Genomic DNA, 21604 nt, shown 5'->3' with positions numbered 1-21604 from the left:
GCACCGCCCTGACCGGAGGACTCCGTGACCGACCCGACGCCCCTGGCCACCGAGCCGGAGACGCTCCCTCTCTCGCGCACACTCGGCCGGACCGGTCTCTCCGTGCATCCGCTCGCCCTCGACGGCTCGGTCTTCGGCTGGGCCACCGGCATCGACGACACCGCGGAGGTGCTCGACGCTTTCGGCCGCCTCGGCGGCACGCTGATCTCGACGGCCGACCACTATGCCACGGGACGAAGCGAATATATGATCGGCCGCTGGCTCGAGTCGAGCGGGCTGCGCGAGCGGATGCTGGTGGCCACGAAGGTCGGTCGCCACCCGGATGCGCCGGGGCTCGACCCGGAGGATGTGCGGATCGCGATCGAGGCGAGTCTGGAGCGGCTCGGCACTCGAATCGACCTGCTGTCCTTCGACAGCGAGGACCCGGAGGTACCAATCGCCGAGAGCCTCGCGGCCGTCGTGCCGTTCCTCGCCGACGGCAGCGTGGGCGCGCTCGGAGCGGCGCACTTCAGCGGCGCCGCCCTCGCTGCTGCACAGGATGCGGCGACCGCTTTCGCGCTGCCGCCGCTGTCCGCGGTGGTCGCCGAGTACAGCCTGATGGAGCGCAGAGACTACGAGGCCGACGTTGCTCCCGAGGTGGTGCGTCTCGAGCTGGGGACGCTCGCTCGCCTCCCGCTTGCGAGTGGATACCTGACGGGCATGCTGCGCAGCCGCACGGATGAGCCGGAGTCGGCCATGTTCGAGGCGGGTCTGAACTACATCGGACGGCACGGCTCCCGTGTGCTCGCCGCCCTCGATGAGATTGCCGAGACGCACGGTGCCGAGCCGGCGACCGTAGCACTCGCCTGGGTGCTCTCGCATCAGGAGGTATCGGCCGCGATCGTCCGAGCGCGGAGTGCGGCCGAGTTGGAGCCGCTGTTCACAGCCGCCGCGTTGCCACTCACTCGCAGTGAAATAGCCCAGCTCGACCGCGTCTCGGCCTAACGTCGTTCGACGGAAGATCCGCCCGCCGAGAGCGCCGGACCCGACGGTGCCGGCCCCCTCGGCGGGCGCTTTCAGCGGCGCAGGATGCGCGCCTCCCACGGCGCCAGGATGGCCCCGGAGCCGCCGGGCAGGTTGCCCAGCACCGTTTCGGCTCCGGCCCACTCGTCGAGTAGCGGCACCTCGAGCGGATCACCAGAGACGTTGCCGACGACCAGCAACTCATCCGCTCCGCTGCGGGTGAAGGCGAACAGCGTCGGATGCTTGGGTTCGAGCAGGGTAAAGCGGCCCAACTGCACGGTCTCGTCCTCGTGGCGGAGCGTGATGAGGGCCCGGTAGTACTCGAACACCGACCGCTCGGCGGCGCGATCAGCGGCGACGTTCACTTCGGCCGCGTTCGGGTTCACCGCGATCCACGGCTCACCGGTGGTGAAGCCCGCGTGCGCGGAGTCGTCCCACTGGACGGGGGTCCTCGCGTTGTCGCGGCTCTGCGCACGCAGCCCGGCGAGCACCGTGGCGGCGTCCTCTCCGCGCTCGCCGACCGCCTCCGCCCAGTAGTTGAGCGACTCCACGTCTCGGAAGTCGTCGATCCCGGCGAAGGGGACGTTCGTCATCCCGATCTCGTCGCCCTGGTAGATGTAGGGCGTGCCACGCTGCAGGTGCAGGAGCGTCGCCCACAGCGTTGCGGATTCGTAGCGGTAGGCGCCGTCGTCGCCGAAGCGCGAGACGAGCCGAGGCTGGTCGTGGTTGCCGAGGTACAGGCTGTTCCAGCCGCGCTCGGCGAGGCCGTCTTGCCAGCGCGCAAGATTCGCCTTCAGAGCGATGAGATCGAGCGGCACAGGATGGAACTTATCGACGCCGTGGTCGATCCCGACGTGCTCGAACTGGAAGACCATGTCGAGTTCGCGCCGCTCGGGATCGGTGACCAGCATCGCCTCCTCCAGTGTGACACCGGGCATCTCGCCCACGGTGAGGAAGGCGCCCTCACGACCGGCGAACACGGCTTCGTTCATCTCGCGGAGGAACTCGTGCAACCGAGGGCCCACCCCGTCGAGGATGCCCGCGCCACCCGCCTCGCTGTCAATCGCCTCGACGTCCTTCGAGACCAGGTTAATCACGTCCATCCGGAACCCGTCGACCCCGCGGTCGAGCCACCAGGTCATCATCTCGTGCACCGCGTGCCTGACCTCGGGGTTCTCCCAGTTGAGGTCGGGCTGCTGCACCGCGAAGAGGTGGAGGAAGTACTCATCGGTGGCGGGGTCGAGAGTCCATGCGGGACCCGAGAAGTAGGAGCGCCAGCCATTGGGCTCGGCGACATCGAGACCGGCGGAGGCCGCCGCCTCGAGTTCCCGGCCGGGCTCGGCCGAGGCGCGCCCCCGACGCCACCAGTACCAGTCGCGCTTTGGATCATCCCGCGACGAGCGTGACTCGACGAACCAGGCGTGCTCATCGCTGGTGTGGTTGACGACCAGGTCCATCAGGATACGGATGCCGCGCTCATGCGCCTCTGCCAGCAGCAGGTCGAACTCGGCGAGGGTGCCGAACCGCGGGTCGATGTCTTGGTAATCAGAGATGTCGTAGCCGTTGTCGTGCTGGGGCGACGGGTAGATCGGTGAGAGCCAGATCACGTCCACACCGAGGTCGGCCAGATGGTCGAGCTTCGAGCGGATGCCGCCGAGGTCGCCGATGCCGTCGCCATTCGAGTCGGCGAACGAGCGGGGATAGATCTGGTAGACGACGGCGCTGGTCCACCAGGGAGCGGACGGGGTCGGGGCGACGTGTTTCATGAGCCCGAATCTAGCCGGGAGGTGCGACACGGAGGGGGCCACCGCACCGGTTCGCGGCGCGTTCTGTGGCTCGATGCGGCGCTCGTGTAACGATCTGATGAACCGTTTCGGACCAGTCGTGGGTGCGGCTCCCACGCTCGGATAACGTCTGACGCGGCGGGCATCCGACCCGCCGCAGGGAGAGTGGTGGCGTGCCGAGGGTGAAGTCTGGTGCAGCCGTGAAGGCACTGCGCCACGGTGCCCTGCTGTCCGCCACAGGGCCGGTCGAGACCGCCGTCGTTGCGCACACGCACCGCCGCCCGCTCGGCGAGTCCGAGCACGCCCTGTTCCCCCTGATTCTCGACGTCGCCGCGGTCGGCCGCGAGGACGGCGCCGCCCTGCTCGAGCGCTTCGCCGCCTGGGGCGGTAACGGTGTGGTCGTCACCGATTCGGCCTCCTCCGCTGCGGGTGAGACGGTGGCCGGCGATTGGCTCGCTGGCCACCGAGACCGAGACCGTTTCCTCTTCATCGGCCGCTTCGGCGCCCCCGCGCTCGCCGCGGCCACACCGCAGTTGCTGGTGACCCGGATTGAGGATGTCCTGCGCCGCCTCCGTACGGACCGGTTGGAGGTGCTCGCCGTGCGACCCGACGGCGCGGGCCGACTCGACGAGCTGCTGAGCGCCGCAGAGGTGCTGCTCGCCCGCGGCCTGGTCCGCACGGTCGTCGCCTCGGACTTTGCGGCCGAACAGCTCTTCGAGGCGCGAGTACTCGCCGCGCACGGGCTGCCTCGCTTCTGCGCCGTGGAACTCCGCTACAACCTGCTCGAGCGGCAGGAGGCGGAGGGAGACCTCGGCCTCGTCGCCGCTGGCCAGGGCCTCTCACTCCTCTCGAGTGTCCCACTCGCGCACGGCTTCCTCCGGGGTATCGAGAGGACGAGGCGTGAACTGGCTCGCCTGCCGGAGGGGGATCTCGCGGCGGCGTATGTCGGCCGTCACGGACGGCGGATGCTCGCCGCCCTCGACGCGATTGGCTCCGAGCTTTCGGCGGCGCCGGCCGCTGTCGCGCTCGCCTGGCTACTCGCTCGGCCGCACCTGGCTGCGGCGACCGTGGCCCCGCGCTCGCCGGCCGACGTGGACGCGTTCATGCGCGCAGTGTCACTCACTCTCGACGCCGGGCACGTCGCCGCGCTCGATCGCGCGCGGCGCTGACGACCGGGGACGGACGCCGCAGCGACGCTCCGCTCAGCCGGTTGCGCCACCACGTGGCAGTCGGGCGCCGTTGGCCTAGGGTGATCACGATGAATCACGGTGTCGCACTCCCACTCGACCAGCCGGAGACGACTATCCGGGCCGCAGGCGGATCGTTGGTCCGCCGCTCCATACTCCCGAGCGGGGTTCGGATCCTCAGCGAGGCGGTGCCCGGTGCCCGGAGTTCGACGATCGGCTTCTGGGTCGCTGCGGGCTCGCGCGACGAGCGGGCCGGTCGCCCCGCCACCGCAACCGAGGCAGCTGTGCCCTCCAACGTCGGCTCGACGCATTTCCTCGAGCACCTCCTCTTCAAGGGCACCCGGACGCGATCGGCGCTCGACATCGCGATCGCCTTTGACTCGGTGGGCGGCGAGCACAACGCTCTGACCGCCAAGGAGTACACCTGCTACTACGCCAAGATCCGGGACCGTGACCTGCCGATGGCGGTCGAGGTCATCGCCGACATGGTGACGTCGAGCCTCCTCGACCCCGTCGAGTTCGAGACGGAGCGCGGGGTCATCCTCGAGGAGCTTGCGATGGCCGACGACGACCCGGCCGATGTGGCGGGGGAGCGGCTGTTCGAGGCCGTCTTCGGCGACCACGCACTCGGCCGCCCGATCGGCGGCACGGCCGCGACGATCGGTGAGGCGACGCGTGAGGCGGTCTGGGCGCACTACCGCTCCGCCTACCGCCCGCGCGATCTCGTCGTCACCGTCGCCGGTGCCGTCGACCACGAGGCGCTTGTCACACTGCTCGAGCGCGTACTCGCCTCCGACGGCTGGGATCTCGACACCCCCGCGGCGCCGGTCGAGCGCCGCGTCGGCGGCACCGCCTCGTACAGCCGGGGCAGCGCGCTCTCGGTCGTGCAGCGCCCCACCGAGCAGGCGAACCTGCTCCTCGGCTTCCCCGGGCTCGCGGCGGGTGACGAGCGCCGGATGACCATGGGGGTGCTGAACTCTATCCTCGGCGGCGGCATGTCGTCGCGGCTGTTTCAGGAGGTGCGCGAGAAGCGCGGGCTCGCCTACTCCGTCTACTCCTTCGCACCGTCGTACTCCGACGCGGGTCTCTTCGGCCTGTACGCGGCCTGCACGCCGGCCAAGGCGGGCACCGTCGCCGAGCTGCTCCTGAGCGAGTTCCGCCGACTCGCCGAGGGCGGCGTCACCGTCGACGAACTCACGCGTGCCCGCGGGCAGCTCTCGGGCGCCGCCGCTCTCGCGCTCGAGGACTCGGACACCCGCATGTCTCGCCTCGGCCGTGCCGAGTTGACCTTCGGTGAGTTCGCCGATCTCGACGAGAGCCTGCGGCGACTCGCCCTCGTCAGCGCGGACGACGTCCAGGCGTTGGCGGCAGACTTGGCCAGGGGGCCGTCGTCGATCTCGGTCGTCGGTGCGGTCGAGGAGTCGACCTTCGCCGGGTTCGCCGAGATCGCACGTTCCTCTGTGGTCTGATCGGATTCACTCCGGCCGGATCGTCAACGCCCGTCGACCGCGCACCGTCGCGCCGCAGCAGGGAGGACTTCCGTGTCTCACTACATCTACCTCGTCCGTCACGGCGAGCAGCAGGACGCCGAGCACGGGCTGCCCGACGGTCCGCTGTCGGCGCGGGGTGAACGCCAGGCCCGGCTGATCGCGGAGCGGCTTGGCGGCGTTCCCTTCACCGGCGCGTGGCATTCGCCGTTGCGGCGGGCGGAGGAGACGGCCGCGCGCTTCCAGACGCTCCTCCCGAGTCTGCCGCTGCGGCCGTCCTCGCTGCTGTTCGACTGCATCCCGTCCGGTCCGACTCTCGACATGCCCAAGGCATTCGAGCCCTTCTTCGGCAGCGTGACGCCGGCCGAGATCGAGGCCGGTCATGCACAGATGCAGGATGCTGTTGCGGAGTTCCTCGCGCCCTCACGCGAGGACCGCCACGACCTCCTGATTACCCACAACTTCGTCATCGGCTGGTTCGTGCGCCACGTCTTCGACGCGCCGGACTGGCGCTGGTTGGGCGTGAACCAGGCCAACTGCGGCCTGACGATCATCCGCGTGCGCTCGCGCAAGCCGCCCGTGCTCGTGGTGCACAACGACCTGTCGCATCTGCCCGTCGAGCTGCGCACCGGTCTGCCAGAGGCACAGCCGTACTGAGCGGCGGCGGGGAGTGAGTTGCGGACGCTGACTGCGGAGCCGTCCGAGCTCGTGGCGGCGGAGTGCGAGGGGCGGCTTGAGGGCGTCGCGCTCCTTCTGCCGCCGGGAAGCGGCTTCCCTGCGGATCCGCCCGGGGCGTCCTGGCTCGCGCTCCCGCCACGCTGAGCGGCGCCGCGTTGTTACGCTAAACCGGTGACTACTTCTGTCGCCGTGGTCGGCGCGTCCGGCCGACTCGGTTCCTTCACCTGCTCACTCATTGAGACGTCCGACGAGTTCACGCTTGTGGCGCGGCTCGGCTCGCGGAGCGATCTGGACGAGATGCTCGCCGCCGAGATCGTCGTCGACATGACCGTGCCGTCGATCAGCCAGCAAATCGTCGATTTCGCCGTGGTCAACGGGAAGAAGGTGCTGGTCGGCACCTCCGGCTGGACGGGCGACCGCATTGCTGCGCTCCGGCGCACCGTCGAGGAGCAGCCGGAGGCGGGGGTGGTCATCATCCCCAACTTCTCGCTGGGATCGGTCGTCGCCACCGCGCTGTCGACCGTCGCTGCCCGCTTCTTCGACGCGGCGGAGATCATCGAGGCGCACGGCGCCCGGAAGGTCGATTCGCCCTCGGGCACCGCGGTGCGCACAGCCGAGCTCCTGCTCCGTGCTCGCGCCGAGCTCGGACCTGTGCAGGCGCCGCGTACCGATCAGCGGGCGCGAGGCCAGCAGGTTGCGAGCGTCCCGGTGCACAGCATTCGCCTGCCCGGAGTGGAGGCGCGGCAGGAGGTCGTCTTTGGCGGCACGGGCGAGACCGTGACCATCCGCCACGACACGTTCTCCCAGTCCTCCTACGAGCAGGGTGTCCTGCGCGCGCTCGACGCTGTCCGCACGACGACCGGCGTGGTCGTCGGCCTCGACGCGTTGATCGACCTGCGGGCGGCCTTCGACGCGGTACCCCTCGCCGAGCGCCCGTCCGCTGAACAGCCCGTCGCCGATCAGGTGCCCTCCGGTCAGGCCGCCACCGCCACTAGCCTTCCGTGAGGACCCGCGTCGGCGTCGTCCTGATGGCGGTCCTGCTCGCCCTCTACCTGTTCGTCTGCCTGCAATACTCCGTCGTCGCTTTCGCGGCGGGGACCGCGCCCGGGATCGTCTTGGGCGTCGGCCTGCTCATCCTGGGTGCCGTTGGCGTCTGGGGGCTCATCCGCGAGCTGATGTTCGGCGTCCGTGCCGAGCGCCTTGCTCGCCGTCTCGAGGGCGAGGACGGCCTCCCGAAGGAGGTCCTCGACTCACGCGCCAGCGGCCGTCCGCTCCGGGAGGAGGCGGATGAGCTGTTCCCGCGCTATGCCGAGGAGGTGGACGCGCAACCGGAGAACTGGCGCGCCTGGTACCGTCTCGGCCTCGCCTACGATGCGAGCGGCGACCGCAAGCGGGCTCGCGGAGCCATCCGCCGGGCCATCGCGCTCGAGCAGGACGCTCCGGCCTGAGAGGTCAGGCGAGCACCCACTGCAGCGCCTGCGCGGCGGTGCGGTGTCGGAAGTTGAAACCGTCCTCGACCAGCCGCTGCGGCACGAGCCTCTGGCTCGAGAGAAGCAGCTCGTGGCCGGCGTCCCGCAGTGCGAGTTCGATGACCTTCTCGGGCACCGGCAGCGCGAACGGGCGGTGCAGCAGCCCGGCGAGTGTGCGCATGACGTCATTCGCCGTCGCAGGCTCGGGCCCAGCCAGGTTCACCGGGCCGGAGAGGGACGACGTCAGCAGGTGGCGGATCGCCGCGGCTTCGTCGTAGAGGCTGATCCACGGCCAGAACTGGTGACCCCCGCCGAGCGGACCGCTGAGCCCCAGGCGCGTGAGAGGGAGCAGCGGCTTCAGCGCGCCTCCGTCGCCGAGTACCAGGCCGGTGCGCAGGGTCACCACACGGGTCGACTCGGGAGCGAGGCTCGCCGCCTGCTCCCAGCGGTCCACGACGTCCGCAAGGAACCCTTCTCCACGCGCAGACTCCTCGGTGAGGTCCTCGTCCGGCCGGTCCCCGTAGAAGCCGACGGCGGAGGCGTTGAGGAGGACCGCCGGGGGAGCGGACGACATCCGCATCGCGTCCGTGATCGTCCGGGTCGCCTGCATCCGCGAATCGAGGATTTCCCGCTTGTAGGAGGACGTCCACGGGAGCCGACTGATGGAGGCACCCGAGAGATTGATCACCGCGTCCACCCGGTTGAGCACGCTGAAGTCGAGCATGTGGGAGGTGGGCGCCCAGTGGAACTCATTCGGACCGGTCGGCGTGTGCCGCACCAGGCGGAGGATCTCGTGCCCCTCCGCGCGCAGCTGCCTCGAGAGTTCGGAGCCGATCATGCCGCTCGCGCCCGAGATCAGGACCCGCAGCCTCGGTGCCCGCGTCTCCTGCTCCGACAGCGCAGGCTCGGACACGTGCTCCCCGGCGGGGCGCGCAGCCCGCCGGGGCGAGCCCTCCGCCTCCGTCGGCTCCTGGTCTGACTGCGGTGCGGATGAGTCGCTCATGGTGCCTCCCCAGGCCCGTCGCGGGCCGCCCGCGAAGCAAATCCAGCCTAGAGCCTCACGCCCGGGAGCCGCTCGAACGCCCGAGGAGGCCGATCCGTGCCAGGACAAGGTAGAGCTCGCAGCCGAGGCAGAGGCCGACGGTGGCGTTGAGGAAGGCGGCGAGGAAGGCGACTGCCGCGGCGACCGGGACCGCCCCGGGAACGCCGGCGAGATGAAGGAGGACGCCGGCTCCCGAGACGATCAGTCCGATCAGTTGGGCGAACCGCGGCGGACGGGCGTCCTCCCAGTCCTGCGGGGGAGCCAGGTGCGGCTGGATCGCGCGGCGGAACACCAGCGCCCAGGGGCCGGAGCCGACTCCCCGTGCCGCTGACCAGGCGAACAGGAGCGTCAGCAGGAGCAGGAGGAGGAAGCCGGGCTGCGTGATCCGCGCACCAAGGTCCGCCTCCGTCGGCTCCGCGAGGCCGAGGCCGACGCTCACGAGGAGCGGCGCGGCGGTGATGGCGGCGGCGACGCGCGGGCCCCGCGGGTCGATGCTTCCGGGCGGGGGAGGGGTGCTCATCGTGTCTCCTGGAGTCGGTCGAGTTCTGCGGTCACGACAGCGCGGGCGGGCGCACCGCCGATACGGCTGCGCGGAACGCCCGCCGCGTCAAGCAGGAGCAGGGTCGGGGTCTGTCGGACGCCGAACCGCGCGGCGAGGTCGGCCCGGTAGGTCAGGTCGACGTCAAGGTGCGCAACACCCGGCCGTTCCTCCGCGAGTGCCGTGAGCATCCGCCGGACCGCGGGGCACCGGGTGCAGAAATCAGTGGAGAACTGCACGAGCGTGGCGCGGGATCCGAGGACCGCGCCGGGGACCAGGTCGGCCGGATCGATCGCCGCGTCGGTCCGGGCCGGCCGTGCGGCCCTCCGCCCCGCGCTGCGCCGGTGCAGGGCGCCGAGGACTGTGCCGAGGGCGACCAGCCCCGCGAGTGCGGCGGCGATCGTCAGAGGGTCCATGCGGTGAGCGTACGGCGCGAGGCGCATTCCATCACGCCCATGACGCCCGGAGTCAGCGGGAGCGGTCAGGGCATGGTCTAAGTTCGAAGCCGTGACTGAGCAGACCGACAGCAGCCCCGACTCCAGCGCCACTTTTCGCTCCGACATCGTCGTCGAGCTGGTCCGGTCGAGTGCCCACGACTCCGACGTCCTCTTCGCCGCCCGAGTGTCCACGCAGGGCGAGAAGACGCTCGCCGACGCGCTCGACGACGAGGGACCAGACACTGAGCAGCAGCGCAAGCGCGACCGGGGTCGGATCAACTACCTGATGCGCGACCGTCACGGTTCGCCCTTCGAACACAACTCGATGACCTTCTACGTCCAGGCGCCGATCTTCGTCTTCCGCGAATTCATGCGGCACCGGATTGCCTCCTACAACGAGGAGTCAGGCCGCTATCGCGAGCTGCGCCCTGTCTTCTACGTGCCCGGCCCTCAGCGCAACCTCGTCCAGATCGGTAAGCCCGGCGCCTACGACTATGTGCCCGGCACCCCCGAGCAGACCGAGCTCGTCATGGAGGAAACCCGCCGGGTTAGCACCCAGGCGTACGAGTCGTACCAGCGGATGCTCGGCGCGGGTGTTGCGCGCGAGGTCGCGCGCATCGTCCTTCCACTGAATATTTACTCCTCGATGTACGTCACGCTGAACGCCCGCTCGCTGATGAACTTCCTCTCGTTGCGCACCAAGCGTGCAGACTCGACGTTCCCCTCCTTCCCGCAGCGCGAGATCGAGATGGCCGCCGAGCAGATGGAGTCGCACTTCGAGGAGCTCATGCCCCTCACGGCCGCCGCCTTCACCGCGAACGGCCGCGTCGCCCCCTAGCCCCGCCGTCCGATTTGCAGGCCCCTGTGCGATTTGCAGGCGCCTGTGCGATTTGCAGGGGATCCTCGCCGGAGAGCGCTCTCCATCGCATGCCGCGACCAGCGAGCCCTCCATCCCCTGCACATCGGACCGTCGATCGTCCTCCACAGCCTCCGTTTCGTCGAACTCTCCACCGACAGGGCAGCTCCTCGCCAGCGAACTCGCGGCTCGCGTCACGCTCAGTGCATGCGTCGCTCCAGCACAGCCCTTCTCCGCTCAGGCGGTGTCGTCAAGACGGAGCAGTTCCTGCGCGAGGGGACGACACAGCGGGAACTGAGCCGAGCCGTCATCGCGGGGTCCCTCCTCCGGGTGCGAAAGGGATGGTACGCACTCCCTGGCCTCACTCCGAGTGTCGAGCAGGCCTTCCGGGTCGGAGGAGTTCTCGCGTGCGCGAATGCGGCCGCCGTCCACGGGCTCTGGGTCCCGCATTTCAGCGGCCTCCACGTTGGGGTGTCCGATCAGGCCTCCCGTCTCCGTGATCGCGAGCAGTACCACCGGCGCCTCGCCGATGCGCCGGATGTCGTCGTGCACTGGTCCGAGTCCGCCCCGCGGCCCTGCACCCTCGTGCAGAGCATCGAGGACTGCATCGTCACCGCTGCCAGGTGCCACGGTGCCGAGTTCGCCTTCGTCCTGCTCGAGTCCGCTCTGCGACTCCGGCTGCTCGGCGATGCCGACAAGCGGCGGCTGCTAGAGCGAGTCCCACCGCGGACGAGATCGTTGCTGCGCTGGGCCGGCCGTGAGTCCGAGAGCGGGCTCGAGTCGATGGTGGCATTCCGGCTGCGGCGGCTGGGCATCCGGTTCCGGCAGCAGGTCCGGATCGGCGCTCGCCGCGTCGACTTCCTCCTCGGCGAGGTTCTCGTGCTCGAGGTAGACGGAGCAGCGTTCCACGAGGCGGATCACGACAACCGTCGCGACATCGAGCTCGGCCGGCTCGGGTACCGCATCCACCACTTTCGGACCACGATGGTGCAGACGCACTGGGATGCCGCCGAGGCGGACATCCTCGCGGCACTCTCCCGCGGCGATCACCTCCGCGGCTGACGCCCGGGCGCCGGCGAGTCGATCCGCAACCGTCCGATCTGCAGGGGATTTCTATCGCCGGACGTCAATCGAGCGGAGAAACGCCGCCGGTCGCGCGGATCATCTCCTGCAGATCGCACCCGTCCTGCAGATCGCACCCGATCCTGCACACCGCACCCCCGCGCACGCCGCTCAACGCCGCCAGCGGACCCGCCGCGCCGAACCGTTACCCTGTCAGCGTGTCAAATCCGGAGAATCCTTTCGGCCAGGTCCTGGTTGCCCTGGTCACCCCGTTCACCGCCGACGGCGAGGTCGACTGGCCCGGTGTCGAGAAGCACATCGACGACTGCATCGCGGCCGGCGCGGACGGCATTGTGGTCACCGGAACCACGGGCGAGACCAGCACCCTGACCGACCCCGAGAAGATCCGCCTCGTCGAGGTCGGCCGCTCGGTCGCCGCGGGCCGGGCGAAAATTATCACCGGGGGCGGCTCCAACGAGACCGCGCACGCCATGCAACTCGCCCGCCAAAGTGAGAAGGCCGGCGCCGACGGCAACATGATCGTGACTCCGTACTACAACAAGCCCACGCAGGCCGGTATCCTCACGCATTTTCGGATGATCGCCGACGCGACCGATCTGCCGGTCATCCTCTACGACATTCCCGGTCGCACGGGTGTCCCGATCCGCTACGAGACGATCTTGCGCGCGGCGAAGCACCCGAACATCCTGGCGGTGAAGGATGCGAAGGGCGATCTCTCCGAGGTCAGCCGCGTGCTCAACCAGACCGACCTGATGTACTTCTGTGGCGACGACGCGAACGTGCTGCCCGAGCTCGCCATCGGCGCCACCGGATTGATCGGGGTGACCGCCAACATCGCCGCCTCGCCCTACCGCATCATCGTTGACGCCGTGAACTCGGGCGATCTGCACGCCGCGACTCGCGCCCACCAGCAGCTTGAGCCACTCGTGCGCGCCGTCATGACGCACGTCCCGGGCACCGTCGCCGCGAAGTACATCCTGCACGGGCTCGGCCGCATTTCCTCTCCGCGCGTCCGGCTGCCGCTGGTCGGCCCTGAGGAGTCGGAGGCCGCGCTGATCGAGGACGAGCTCGGCCTCGTCCGCGACATTCCGGGAGTCGACTTCCACAACTTCCGGCCCGACCGCAACGCCGCGGCCGGTGGCGCCCTGCCGAAGATCGCCGGCACCACCCGCTGAGCCGCAGGAGCGGCATCTTCAGAGAAGAGGAGGGCGCATGCCCAGTCCCGTGATCACTCCCGTTCCGCTCCAGCCGGGCACACTGCGGATCATCCCTCTCGGGGGTCTCGGCGAGATCGGCCGCAACATGACGATCTTCGAGATTGACGGCAAGATCCTGGTGGTCGACTGTGGCGTCCTCTTCCCGGAGGAGAACCAGCCGGGCGTGGACCTGATCCTGCCGGACTTCAGCCCGATCAAGGACCGTCTGGACGACATCGTCGCAGTGGTGCTGACGCACGGGCACGAGGACCACATAGGAGCCGTTCCCTACCTCCTGCGCCTGAAGCGTGACATCCCGCTGATCGGCTCCACCCTCACGCTCGCCCTCGTCGAGGCGAAGCTGAAGGAGCACCGCATCAAGCCCTACACGCTGGCCGTGAAGGAGGGCGATGTCGAGAATCTCGGCCCGTTCGAGCTCGAGTTCGTCGCCGTGAACCACTCGATTCCGGACGCACTGGCCGTCGCGATCATCACCGATGCCGGCTCGGTACTGCATACCGGCGACTTCAAAATGGACCAGCTGCCGCTCGACAACCGGATCACCGACCTCCGCGCGTTCGCCCGCCTCGGCGAGGAGGGCATCGACCTGTTCCTGGTCGATTCGACCAACGCGGACGTCCCCGGATTCACGCCGAACGAGCGCGACATCGGGCCGGTTATCGAGAGCGTGATGGCGAAGGCGACCCGCCGGGTCATCGTCGCGAGCTTTTCCAGCCACGTACACCGGGTGCAGCAGGTGCTCGACGCGGCGCACGCCACCGGGCGCCGGGTGGCGCTCCTGGGCCGCTCGATGGTTCGCAACATGGGCATCGCCGCCGACCTCGGCTACCTCACTGTCCCGCAGGGGGTACTGATCGATATGAAGAAGGCGGGCGATATCCCCGAGGACGAGATCGTCTACATGTCCACCGGGTCGCAGGGTGAGCCGATGGCGGTGCTGAGCCGGATGGCCAATCTCGATCACCAGATCGAGCCGGGGGAGGGTGACACAGTGATCCTCGCCTCCAGTCTCATCCCGGGTAACGAGAACGCGGTCTACCGGGTCATTAATGGACTCACCAAGTTGGGTGCAACCGTGGTGCACAAGGGCAACGCGAAGGTGCACGTCTCGGGCCACGCTGCCGCTGGCGAGCTGATCTATTGCTACAACATCCTCAAACCGCGGAACGTGATACCTGTGCACGGTGAGTATCGGCACCTCGTCGCGAACGCGAAGCTGGCCCGTGACACGGGTGTCGCGGAGGAAAACACGATCATCGCCGAGGACGGCACCGTCATCGACCTGCTCGACGGCACGGCCACCGTGGTCGGACAGCTTGACCTCGGCTTCGTCTACGTCGATGGATCCTCCGTCGGTGAGATCACCGACGCCGACCTCAAGGACAGGCGGATCCTCGGCGAGGAGGGCTTCATCTCGATCATCGTGGTGGTGGAGGCCGGGACGGGGCGGGTCGTGGTCGGCCCCGAGATCCATGCCAAGGGCTTTGCCGAGGACGACCGCGTGTTCGACGAGGTCAAGCCGCGCATCGCGAAGGCCCTCGAGGAGGCGGTGCAGAACGGAGTGAGCGATCAGCACGCGCTCTCGCAGGCGGTCCGCCGCGTCGTCGGCCGCTGGGTGAACACCAGTTACCGCCGCCGTCCGATGATCGTTCCGCTGGTCATCGAGGCTTAAGGCTCCTCCACAGGCTGCGGGCGGAGTCCGGGTGCGTCGCTCGCGGCGCGGGTCACTGGTCCGAGCGGAGGCGGCGGGTACGGTGGCCTCATGGCGACCAGCACCAAGACGACTTCCCGCGGGCGCGGTACCGCGGCTCCGCGCTCCGGCGCGCCGCGATCCGGCCGGGGCTCGGCCAAGGCGGCCGCCGAGACGAAGACGGTGGCCTTCGACTCCGCTCCACGCACCGGCATCATCGTCCGCATCTGGATGGCGCTCGCCCATCTCGCCGGGGGAGCCGCGCGCGCCCTCGGTCCTGAGCGCCTCGCGAAGGAGGAGCGCCGCGACGGCGTTCCCTTCCTGCTGCTCTTGCTTGCGCTGGCTGGTGCCGTGGTCGAGTGGTTCCTCGTGACCGACCCGGTCGCGCGCGTGCTCGACGCCTGGAGCTTTGGGGGCCTGTTCGGCCGCGTCGCCTACGTCCTGCCGGTCGTTCTCCTCCTCTTCTCCCTCTGGCTGTTCCGCCATCCGCGCTCAGTCGATGACAACGGCCGGATCGGCGTCGGCGTGACGACTCTCCTCGTCGCCTCGGCGGGTCTCTGCCACGCGCACCTCGGCCTGCCGCAGCCCGGCCAGGGCATCGAAACGATGGCGGCGGCCGGAGGTGTTCTGGGCTGGCTCGTCGGCGCTCCGCTCGCGGCACTCGCGACGGTTCCCGGTGCGACCGTGCTGCTGTCCCTCGTGATCCTGCTCTCCCTCTTCATCATCACCAAGACTCCACCGAATCGCGTGGGAGCGCGTTCGCGCGAGCTGTACGGCTACCTCTTCGGCGCTCCCGTGCTCGACGACGAGGAGCGCGCCCGGCTGAAGTCCGAGCGGGCCGCCGCTAAGGCCGCCGCCAAGGCAGAGGCGGAGCACGAGGAGGACACGCAGCAGGACGGAGGCGAGCTGCCCTGGTGGCGGCGCACCGAGTCCGGCCGTGAGGACGAGCCGACGGTCCAGACCGAGCTGCCGCTCGGCTCGTTCACAGAGGTCATCGAGGGGACGGCTCCGGCGGCGGGCCGCGCGACCGGCTTCGACACTGCCCTCCAGGAGCCGGCCGATCCGCCTACCCGCTCTTACGCGACGGAGGTGCTCGCTTCTGCTGAGACCGCCGAAGCGGCTCTCGCCCGGTTCGAGCAGAGCGGCACGCCCCGCGGAGCGACCGGCGTGGTCGATGACGACGCCACCGAGGTCATCCGCCTCGATCGCCTCGACGTCGCACCCGCCGTGCCGGTCCCGCCGGCTGGCGAGACCGGCCCGATCGCGCCCCTTGCCGACGAGGACTCGACCGAAGGATTCGACTCGTCCTTTCGGGACGATGCGCCCTACCGCCTCCCGTCAGCCACTGCCCTCTCGACCGGCACTCCGTCGAAGGCGCGCTCGGCCGCCAACGATGACATGGTCCGGGCGATCACCGAGGTCCTTCAGCAGTTCAACGTCGACGCGACCGTCACCGGCTTCTCCCGTGGCCCGACCGTCACGCGCTACGAGATCGAACTCGGTCCGGGCGTCAAGGTCGAGCGCGTCACCGCGCTGAGCAAGAACCTGTCCTACGCGGTCGCAAGCAACGAGGTGCGCATCCTCTCGCCGATTCCCGGCAAGAGCGCCATCGGCGTGGAGATCCCGAACACCGACCGCGAGATCGTCTCGCTCGGCGACGTCCTGCGCTCACCGGCCTCGACGACGTCGACGCACCCGATGACCATCGGTGTCGGCAAGGACGTCGAGGGTGGCTACGTCGTGGCCAACCTCGCCAAGATGCCGCACCTTCTCGTCGCGGGCTCCACCGGCTCCGGCAAGTCGAGCTTCATCAACTCGATGATCACGAGCCTGTTGATGCGTGCGCGTCCGCAGGACGTGCGGATGGTTCTCATCGACCCCAAGCGCGTCGAGCTCACCATCTACGGCGGAGTACCGCACCTGATCACTCCGATCATCACGAATCCCAAGAAGGCCGCCGAGGCGCTGCAGTGGGTCGTGAAGGAGATGGACATGCGCTACGACGACCTCGCGTCGTTCGGTTTCCGCCACATCGATGACTTCAACGCTGCAGTCCGCGGCGACGAGATCAAGCTTTCGGCGGGCAGCAACCGCGTGCTCAAGCCCTACCCGTACCTGCTTGTGGTCGTTGATGAGCTCGCCGATCTGATGATGGTCGCCCCGCGGGACGTCGAAGACTCGATCGTCCGCATCACTCAGCTGGCGCGGGCCTCCGGAATCCACCTCGTGCTCGCGACGCAGCGCCCGAGCGTCGACGTCGTGACCGGTCTGATCAAGGCGAACGTCCCCAGCCGCCTCGCCTTCGCCGTGACGAGCGTCACCGACTCCCGGGTCATCCTCGACCAGCCCGGCGCCGACAAGCTGATCGGCCAGGGCGACGGGCTGTTCCTCCCGATGGGCACCAACAAGCCGATGCGCGTGCAGGGCGCCTGGGTCCGCGAGGACGAGATCGCGAAGGTCGTCGAGCACGTCACCCGGCAGGCGCAGCCCGAGTACCGCCAGGACATCACGGTCCAGGCGCAGCGGAAGGAGATCGACTCCGATATCGGGGACGACCTCGAACTGCTCATGGCCGCAGCCGAGCTCGTGGTCAGCACCCAGTTCGGCTCGACCTCAATGCTCCAGCGCAAGCTCCGGGTGGGCTTTGCCAAAGCCGGTCGCCTGATGGACCTGCTCGAGTCTCGCGAGGTCGTCGGTCCCTCGGAGGGGTCGAAGGCACGTGACGTATTGGTTACGGCCGAGCAGCTACCGGGTGTGCTCGCACAGATGCGTGGGGAGGAGCCGGCAGAGCTCGCCGCGGCGCCGTCGGCCGTCGCGCCCGATCCCTACTCCGACCCGCTGGCCGAGCCGACCGGCCCGGGTGCAATCGACTACCACGATGACGATGAGGGCTCCAGCGAGGACGCCTGGGCGCTGACCGGCCGCGAGTGACCGCCGCGGCCATTCCTTCTACGACGACGAACGGCGAAGAACGATGAGCACTCCCACGGCGCCGAGCTCGGCGCGATCGGGCAACTGGAACCTGCCCAACGCGATCACGGTGGTGCGGATCCTGCTCGCACCGCTCTTCTTCTGGCTGCTTCTTGCCGACGACGGTGCGGATGGCGGACTGCGCATCGCCGCGGCGCTGCTGTTCATCGTGGCCATCGCGACAGACGGTATCGACGGACACATTGCGCGCAGCCGCGGTCTGGTCACCGACCTCGGCAAGCTGCTCGACCCGATCGCCGACAAGGTGCTGACGGGCGCGGCCCTGGTGGGCTTGTCGATCCTCGCTGAGCTGCCGTGGTGGGTCACCATCGTGATTCTCGTGCGCGAGATCGGCATCACAGTGTTCCGGATGGCCGTGCTCTCGGACCGGGTGATCCCCGCCTCCCGCGGCGGCAAGCTCAAGACGATCGTGCAGTCGGTCGCCCTCTCGCTCGCCCTGCTTCCCCTGTGGGCCGTCCTCGGTGAGTGGGTGCACTGGCTGAACGGCATTGCAATGACCGCCGCCCTCGTGCTCACCGTCGTCACCGGTATCGACTACCTCGCCGATGCGTCCCGCCAGAGCCGGGCCGCACGCAAGCGCTCATGACGGCCGCTGAGCTGATCGGGGAGCTCCGTCGTCGCGGCCTCGGCCTCGCGGTCGCGGAATCATTGACCGGTGGCGCACTTAGTTCGGCCCTCGTGGAGGTGCCCGGTGCCTCGGCGGTGTATCGCGGGGGAGTGGTGAGCTACGCGACGGAACTGAAGCACCGCCTACTCGGCGTCGATGCCGGCCTGCTGGCCACAGAGGGTCCGGTGCACCCGGAGGTCGCTCTGCAAATGGCGCGGGGCGCGGCCGCTCGCCTGCGCGCCGACGGCCAGCTCACCCTCGGGCTTTCGACGACAGGAGTCGCCGGACCCGATCCGCAGGGTTCCGCCGCCGTCGGGACGGTCTTCGTCGCCGCTGTCCTCGGAAAACAGGAGCTCGTTAGTGAGCACCGCTTCAACGGCGATCGAGCCGCGATCCGATCTGCCTCGGTCGATGCGGCTCTGGCTCTGGGGCGCGAACTGCTCGTTCGAACGGCATGAGGCGAATACCCAGCCATGCGCACGCGGCGATCGGAATGCCGCGCATTGCGACCCGGTTACATCTGATGTCGCTCACACGCAAAGTCCAGTCATCCGGTATTAGAGTCGACACAATACGAACCGGGTAGTGAACAGCTATCCGGTTCTCTCGTCCCAGCCCCTCGACCACCAGCCTCGGAGAAGTCCGGCGCCCGTGCCCCGGGGAAGGTGCGCGACATGCGGTTGACGTGGAGAAGGAGGGTCCAGTGGTTCTAGTTCGTCAGGAGATCGGCGATGTCCTCAGGGACTTTCGCCTGCAAAAAGGTCGTACACTCCGTCAGGTGGCGAGTAAGGCGAGCGTCGCGCTCGGCTACCTGAGCGAGGTCGAACGCGGTCAGAAGGAGGCCTCCTCGGAGATCCTCGCGTCTGTCGCTGACGCCCTCGGCACTCCCATCTCGGTGATCATGCGCGAGGTCGGCGATCGTCTCGCCGTTATCGAGGGCATTGACACCATCCCCGATACCATCCCGGCCGACATGGTCGCCGGCTTCGATGCCGACCTCGTGACGCAGTAATCGGCTTCCCCCTCCACTCACCGCACCTCGTTCCACCCCAAGGGCGCCCAGGCTTCGGCCGGGCGCCCTTCGGCGTTGGCCGGGAGGTCTGCCGGGGAGCGGCTAGCGTGGATGGATGCGGTTGAGCGAATTCCGGCAGCTGGTTGACGACGAGTTCGGGGGTCCCTACGCCCGTGTCCTGGTGTCGGACCTTGTGCTCACCGAACTCGGTGGCCGTACGGCGGAGCAGGCGCTGAGCGACGGAGCGGAGCCCCGTGAGGTGTGGCTCGCCCTCTGCCGCGCGAACGACGTTCCCGAGGCTCGGTGGTACGGCAGAGAGCCGAAGAAGCGCTCTCGCTGAGGCTGCCGAACACGTGTGGACCCGAAGCGATGTTCGACACGCCGGAAGGCGCCTGCTCGAATCAGTGTTCGATCGGGTTTAGGCTCCTCCACAGAAGCAGAATCGGCTCCGTCTCCACGGAGTCGCTGTCGCTCGGCCCCGGTGTCGGTGGTCGGGCGTACCGTCAGAGACACCTGAACGGATCTGCTTCACCGCCTTGTTGCAGCCGGTCGGCACTGTCACTCCGACAGCCGCCGGCATGTCGCGACAGCCTGTAGGCGACACCACCACGAACACGAGAGCGAGACGGCCATGCCCAGTTCCTCCGACCGCGAGAAGTCCCTCGAGACCGCACTCGCCCAAATCGACCGCCAGTTTGGCAAGGGCGCCGTCATGCGTCTCGGCAGCGACGAACGCGCCCCCGTCGAGGTGATCCAGACCGGGTCGATCGCGCTCGACGTCGCCCTCGGCATTGGCGGTCTCCCTCGTGGCCGCATCGTCGAGATCTACGGGCCCGAGTCCTCGGGTAAGACGACCCTCACGCTCCACGCTATCGCCAACGCCCAGCGCAACGGGGGCATCGCCGCCTTCATCGACGCAGAGCATGCGCTCGACCCCGAGTACGCCAAGAAGCTCGGTGTCGACATCGACTCCCTCCTCGTCTCGCAGCCTGACACGGGGGAGCAGGCGCTCGAAATCGCCGATATGCTTGTGCGTTCCGGCTCGATCGACCTCGTCGTCATCGACTCGGTCGCGGCCCTGGTACCGCGTGCGGAGATCGAGGGCGAGATGGGCGACTCCCACGTCGGCCTCCAGGCCCGGCTCATGTCGCAGGCGCTCCGTAAGCTCACCGGCGGTCTCAACACCACCAACACCACCATGATCTTCATCAACCAGCTGCGCGAGAAGATCGGCGTCTTCTTTGGTAGCCCCGAGACCACCGCGGGTGGCAAGGCACTCAAGTTCTACGCCTCCGTCCGCCTCGACATCCGCCGTATCGAGACGCTCAAGGACGGCACCGACGCGGTCGGTAACCGAACCCGAGTCAAGGTCGTCAAGAACAAGATGGCGCCGCCCTTCAAGCAGGCCGAGTTCGACATCCTGTATGGCATCGGCATTTCCCGCGAGGGCAGCCTGATCGACTTCGGCGTCGAGCACGAGATCGTCCGCAAGTCGGGCGCCTGGTACACCTACGACGGTGACCAGCTCGGCCAGGGCAAGGAGAAGGCACGTCAGTTCCTCATCGACAATTCAGACATCGCCGCCGAAATCGAGAAGCGGATCCTGGTGAAGCTGGGCGTTATCGCCGACCCGAACGCGGTCGCGGAGGTCGCACCGGTCGCGATCGAGACCAAGCAGCCCGTTCGCAAGGGCGCCTAGCCCGTGGCGGAGAAGGCCGCGGGGGGAGCCGGGAGTCGTCCCGTGGCCTTCCTGCCCTGGGTCGATAAGGACAAGGTGAGCGAGGCGGGGAGCGCCCGTCCCACTGGGACGGACGACGAGGGTTGGGCGGTCGCCGTCCCCGAGCCCGCGACTGTGGGGTACGTCGCGCCCGGCCCTGCTGCCCTCGATGTCGCCGCGTCGGAGCGGATCGCCGAGTTGTCGGCGCACATCACCGGGCAGTTGGGGACTTCCGAGCCGGGTGACCCGCATGACTCCCCTGAGGACGAGGCGGTCGAGGCTCCAGAAGAAATCGATCCGGAGCGCATCGCGGATCGCATCGTTCGCGGGCTCTCACGCAAGAGTCTGTCGGTGGCCGAGGTCGAAGCGCAGCTTTACACCGAAGGCGTCGCCGAGAAGGACGCCCTCGAGATTATCGAGCGGTTCTCTCGCTTCGGTTACCTCGACGACCTCCGGATGGCGGAGCAGCTGGTCGCGTCGCTTCGAGAGCGCAAGAAGCTCGGCCGGTCCTCCATTCAGCAGGAGTTGCGGGCCCGCAAACTCGACCCGGACGCGATCGCGACGGCTCTCGACGAACTCGACGGCGACGACGAGTACCGCACTGCACTTGAGCTGGCACGCAAGCGTCTGCCGAGCCTGCGCTCACTCTCGGATGAGGTCGCCGAACGGCGCCTGACCGGATTCCTCGCCCGCCGCGGCTACTCCGGGGGACTCGTCCAGCGCGTCGTCCGCGAGACCGTCCGTAGATCCGGACCGAGCATTCGTTTCCGTTGAACAGACGGGCAGGAGGCGTCCAACCCGGCGCGT

General features: G+C 68.8%; 21 protein-coding genes. 17 read left to right on the top strand and 4 right to left on the bottom strand.

The features are described from left to right. The first annotated feature begins 24 nt into the window (after positions 1–24). Positions 25–984: an aldo/keto reductase gene (locus tag HRF29_RS13010; protein ID WP_173249270.1), complete on the top strand. Its 960-nt coding sequence runs from the start codon at positions 25–27 to the stop codon at positions 982–984. A gap of 71 nt (positions 985–1055) precedes the next feature. On the opposite strand, the gene HRF29_RS13005 is transcribed toward HRF29_RS13010, so the two are convergent. Further along, positions 1056–2768 carry a glycoside hydrolase family 13 protein gene (locus HRF29_RS13005; RefSeq protein ID WP_173249269.1) on the bottom strand — a complete coding sequence of 571 codons (1713 nt, stop codon included), beginning with the start codon at positions 2766–2768 and terminating at the stop codon, positions 1056–1058. 191 nt (positions 2769–2959) lie between these two features. On the opposite strand from HRF29_RS13005, the gene HRF29_RS13000 reads away from it, so the two are divergent. The 5 genes from HRF29_RS13000 to HRF29_RS12980 all read left to right on the top strand — a co-directional run bounded on the left by HRF29_RS13000 (position 2960) and on the right by HRF29_RS12980 (position 7586). Beyond that, positions 2960–3955, top strand: coding sequence for an aldo/keto reductase (locus HRF29_RS13000; protein WP_173249268.1), 996 nt, complete (start codon positions 2960–2962; stop codon positions 3953–3955). An 89-nt stretch (positions 3956–4044) separates the two neighbouring features. Continuing rightward, positions 4045–5442 carry a M16 family metallopeptidase gene (locus HRF29_RS12995; RefSeq protein WP_173249267.1) on the top strand — a complete coding sequence of 466 codons (1398 nt, stop codon included), beginning with the start codon at positions 4045–4047 and terminating at the stop codon, positions 5440–5442. 72 nt (positions 5443–5514) lie between these two features. Continuing rightward, complete coding sequence (locus tag HRF29_RS12990) at positions 5515–6117, top strand: histidine phosphatase family protein (protein WP_173249266.1); 603 nt, start codon at positions 5515–5517, stop codon at positions 6115–6117. Positions 6118–6309: 192 nt separating this feature from the next. Then, positions 6310–7143 carry a 4-hydroxy-tetrahydrodipicolinate reductase gene (gene dapB, locus HRF29_RS12985; protein WP_173249265.1) on the top strand — a complete coding sequence of 278 codons (834 nt, stop codon included), beginning with the start codon at positions 6310–6312 and terminating at the stop codon, positions 7141–7143. Continuing rightward, complete coding sequence (locus HRF29_RS12980; protein ID WP_173249264.1) at positions 7140–7586, top strand: tetratricopeptide repeat protein; 447 nt, start codon at positions 7140–7142, stop codon at positions 7584–7586. Before dapB ends, HRF29_RS12980 begins: the two co-directional genes overlap by 4 nt. A 4-nt stretch (positions 7587–7590) precedes the next feature. On the opposite strand, the gene HRF29_RS12975 is transcribed toward HRF29_RS12980, so the two are convergent. Genes HRF29_RS12975 through HRF29_RS12965 form a run of 3 tightly spaced genes read right to left on the bottom strand, consistent with a single transcriptional unit; the run spans position 7591 to position 9603 of the window. Next, complete coding sequence (locus HRF29_RS12975) at positions 7591–8610, bottom strand: TIGR01777 family oxidoreductase (protein ID WP_173249263.1); 1020 nt, start codon at positions 8608–8610, stop codon at positions 7591–7593. A gap of 55 nt (positions 8611–8665) precedes the next feature. Further along, a complete protein-coding gene (locus HRF29_RS12970) occupies positions 8666–9169 on the bottom strand; it encodes a DUF4395 domain-containing protein (protein WP_173249262.1) in 504 nt (167 codons plus the stop codon). After that, positions 9166–9603 (bottom strand): thioredoxin family protein, encoded by a 438-nt coding sequence (locus HRF29_RS12965; protein WP_173249261.1) that lies wholly within the window; start codon positions 9601–9603, stop codon positions 9166–9168. The genes HRF29_RS12970 and HRF29_RS12965 overlap by 4 nt, the downstream gene beginning before the upstream one ends. Positions 9604–9694: 91 nt before the next feature. On the opposite strand from HRF29_RS12965, the gene thyX reads away from it, so the two are divergent. From thyX to HRF29_RS12910, 11 genes are all read left to right on the top strand, one after another. Then, the gene (gene thyX / locus HRF29_RS12960; RefSeq protein WP_173249260.1) at positions 9695–10462 is read left to right on the top strand and encodes an FAD-dependent thymidylate synthase; all 768 of its coding nucleotides are present in this window, start codon (positions 9695–9697) and stop codon (positions 10460–10462) included. A 225-nt stretch (positions 10463–10687) separates the two neighbouring features. After that, entirely contained in the window at positions 10688–11542 is an 855-nt protein-coding gene (locus HRF29_RS12955) for a DUF559 domain-containing protein (RefSeq protein WP_173249259.1), read from the top strand. A gap of 218 nt (positions 11543–11760) precedes the next feature. Further along, entirely contained in the window at positions 11761–12738 is a 978-nt protein-coding gene (gene dapA / locus HRF29_RS12950) for a 4-hydroxy-tetrahydrodipicolinate synthase (RefSeq protein WP_173249258.1), read from the top strand. Between the two features lie 37 nt (positions 12739–12775). Beyond that, positions 12776–14452 carry a ribonuclease J gene (locus HRF29_RS12945; protein WP_173249257.1) on the top strand — a complete coding sequence of 559 codons (1677 nt, stop codon included), beginning with the start codon at positions 12776–12778 and terminating at the stop codon, positions 14450–14452. Positions 14453–14542: 90 nt separating this feature from the next. Continuing rightward, positions 14543–17401 carry an FtsK/SpoIIIE family DNA translocase gene (locus tag HRF29_RS12940; RefSeq protein ID WP_173249256.1) on the top strand — a complete coding sequence of 953 codons (2859 nt, stop codon included), beginning with the start codon at positions 14543–14545 and terminating at the stop codon, positions 17399–17401. Positions 17402–17444: 43 nt separating this feature from the next. After that, positions 17445–18047, top strand: coding sequence for a CDP-diacylglycerol--glycerol-3-phosphate 3-phosphatidyltransferase (gene pgsA, locus HRF29_RS12935; RefSeq protein WP_173249255.1), 603 nt, complete (start codon positions 17445–17447; stop codon positions 18045–18047). After that, the gene (locus tag HRF29_RS12930) at positions 18044–18526 is read left to right on the top strand and encodes a CinA family protein (protein WP_173249254.1); all 483 of its coding nucleotides are present in this window, start codon (positions 18044–18046) and stop codon (positions 18524–18526) included. Before pgsA ends, HRF29_RS12930 begins: the two co-directional genes overlap by 4 nt. 245 nt (positions 18527–18771) lie before the next feature. Then, positions 18772–19080 carry a helix-turn-helix domain-containing protein gene (locus tag HRF29_RS12925; protein WP_104263953.1) on the top strand — a complete coding sequence of 103 codons (309 nt, stop codon included), beginning with the start codon at positions 18772–18774 and terminating at the stop codon, positions 19078–19080. 115 nt (positions 19081–19195) lie between these two features. After that, a complete protein-coding gene (locus HRF29_RS12920; protein ID WP_173249253.1) occupies positions 19196–19420 on the top strand; it encodes a DUF3046 domain-containing protein in 225 nt (74 codons plus the stop codon). Positions 19421–19711: 291 nt separating this feature from the next. Next, positions 19712–20779 (top strand): recombinase RecA, encoded by a 1068-nt coding sequence (gene recA, locus HRF29_RS12915; RefSeq protein WP_173249252.1) that lies wholly within the window; start codon positions 19712–19714, stop codon positions 20777–20779. A gap of 42 nt (positions 20780–20821) precedes the next feature. After that, positions 20822–21571, top strand: coding sequence for a RecX family transcriptional regulator (locus HRF29_RS12910; RefSeq protein ID WP_173249251.1), 750 nt, complete (start codon positions 20822–20824; stop codon positions 21569–21571). Positions 21572–21604: the final 33 nt, after the last annotated feature.

The sequence above is a fragment of the Rathayibacter agropyri genome (assembly GCF_013249015.1).
Classification (GTDB): domain Bacteria; phylum Actinomycetota; class Actinomycetes; order Actinomycetales; family Microbacteriaceae; genus Rathayibacter; species Rathayibacter agropyri.
This window is presented reverse-complemented; position numbering and strand designations above follow the sequence as displayed.

Excerpts from the sequence above, each read along its gene's own strand:
- HRF29_RS13005 (WP_173249269.1), bottom strand. The coding sequence starts at position 2,768 with ATGAAACACGTCGCCCCGACCCCGTCCGCTCCCTGGTGGACCAGCGCC.
- HRF29_RS12995 (WP_173249267.1), top strand. The coding sequence starts at position 4,045 with ATGAATCACGGTGTCGCACTCCCACTCGACCAGCCGGAGACGACTATC.
- HRF29_RS12975 (WP_173249263.1), bottom strand. The coding sequence starts at position 8,610 with ATGAGCGACTCATCCGCACCGCAGTCAGACCAGGAGCCGACGGAGGCG.
- HRF29_RS12970 (WP_173249262.1), bottom strand. The coding sequence starts at position 9,169 with ATGAGCACCCCTCCCCCGCCCGGAAGCATCGACCCGCGGGGCCCGCGC.
- HRF29_RS12965 (WP_173249261.1), bottom strand. The coding sequence starts at position 9,603 with ATGGACCCTCTGACGATCGCCGCCGCACTCGCGGGGCTGGTCGCCCTC.
- HRF29_RS12955 (WP_173249259.1), top strand. The coding sequence starts at position 10,688 with ATGCGTCGCTCCAGCACAGCCCTTCTCCGCTCAGGCGGTGTCGTCAAG.
- HRF29_RS12945 (WP_173249257.1), top strand. The coding sequence starts at position 12,776 with ATGCCCAGTCCCGTGATCACTCCCGTTCCGCTCCAGCCGGGCACACTG.
- HRF29_RS12940 (WP_173249256.1), top strand. The coding sequence starts at position 14,543 with ATGGCGACCAGCACCAAGACGACTTCCCGCGGGCGCGGTACCGCGGCT.
- pgsA (WP_173249255.1), top strand. The coding sequence starts at position 17,445 with ATGAGCACTCCCACGGCGCCGAGCTCGGCGCGATCGGGCAACTGGAAC.
- HRF29_RS12930 (WP_173249254.1), top strand. The coding sequence starts at position 18,044 with ATGACGGCCGCTGAGCTGATCGGGGAGCTCCGTCGTCGCGGCCTCGGC.
- HRF29_RS12920 (WP_173249253.1), top strand. The coding sequence starts at position 19,196 with ATGCGGTTGAGCGAATTCCGGCAGCTGGTTGACGACGAGTTCGGGGGT.
- recA (WP_173249252.1), top strand. The coding sequence starts at position 19,712 with ATGCCCAGTTCCTCCGACCGCGAGAAGTCCCTCGAGACCGCACTCGCC.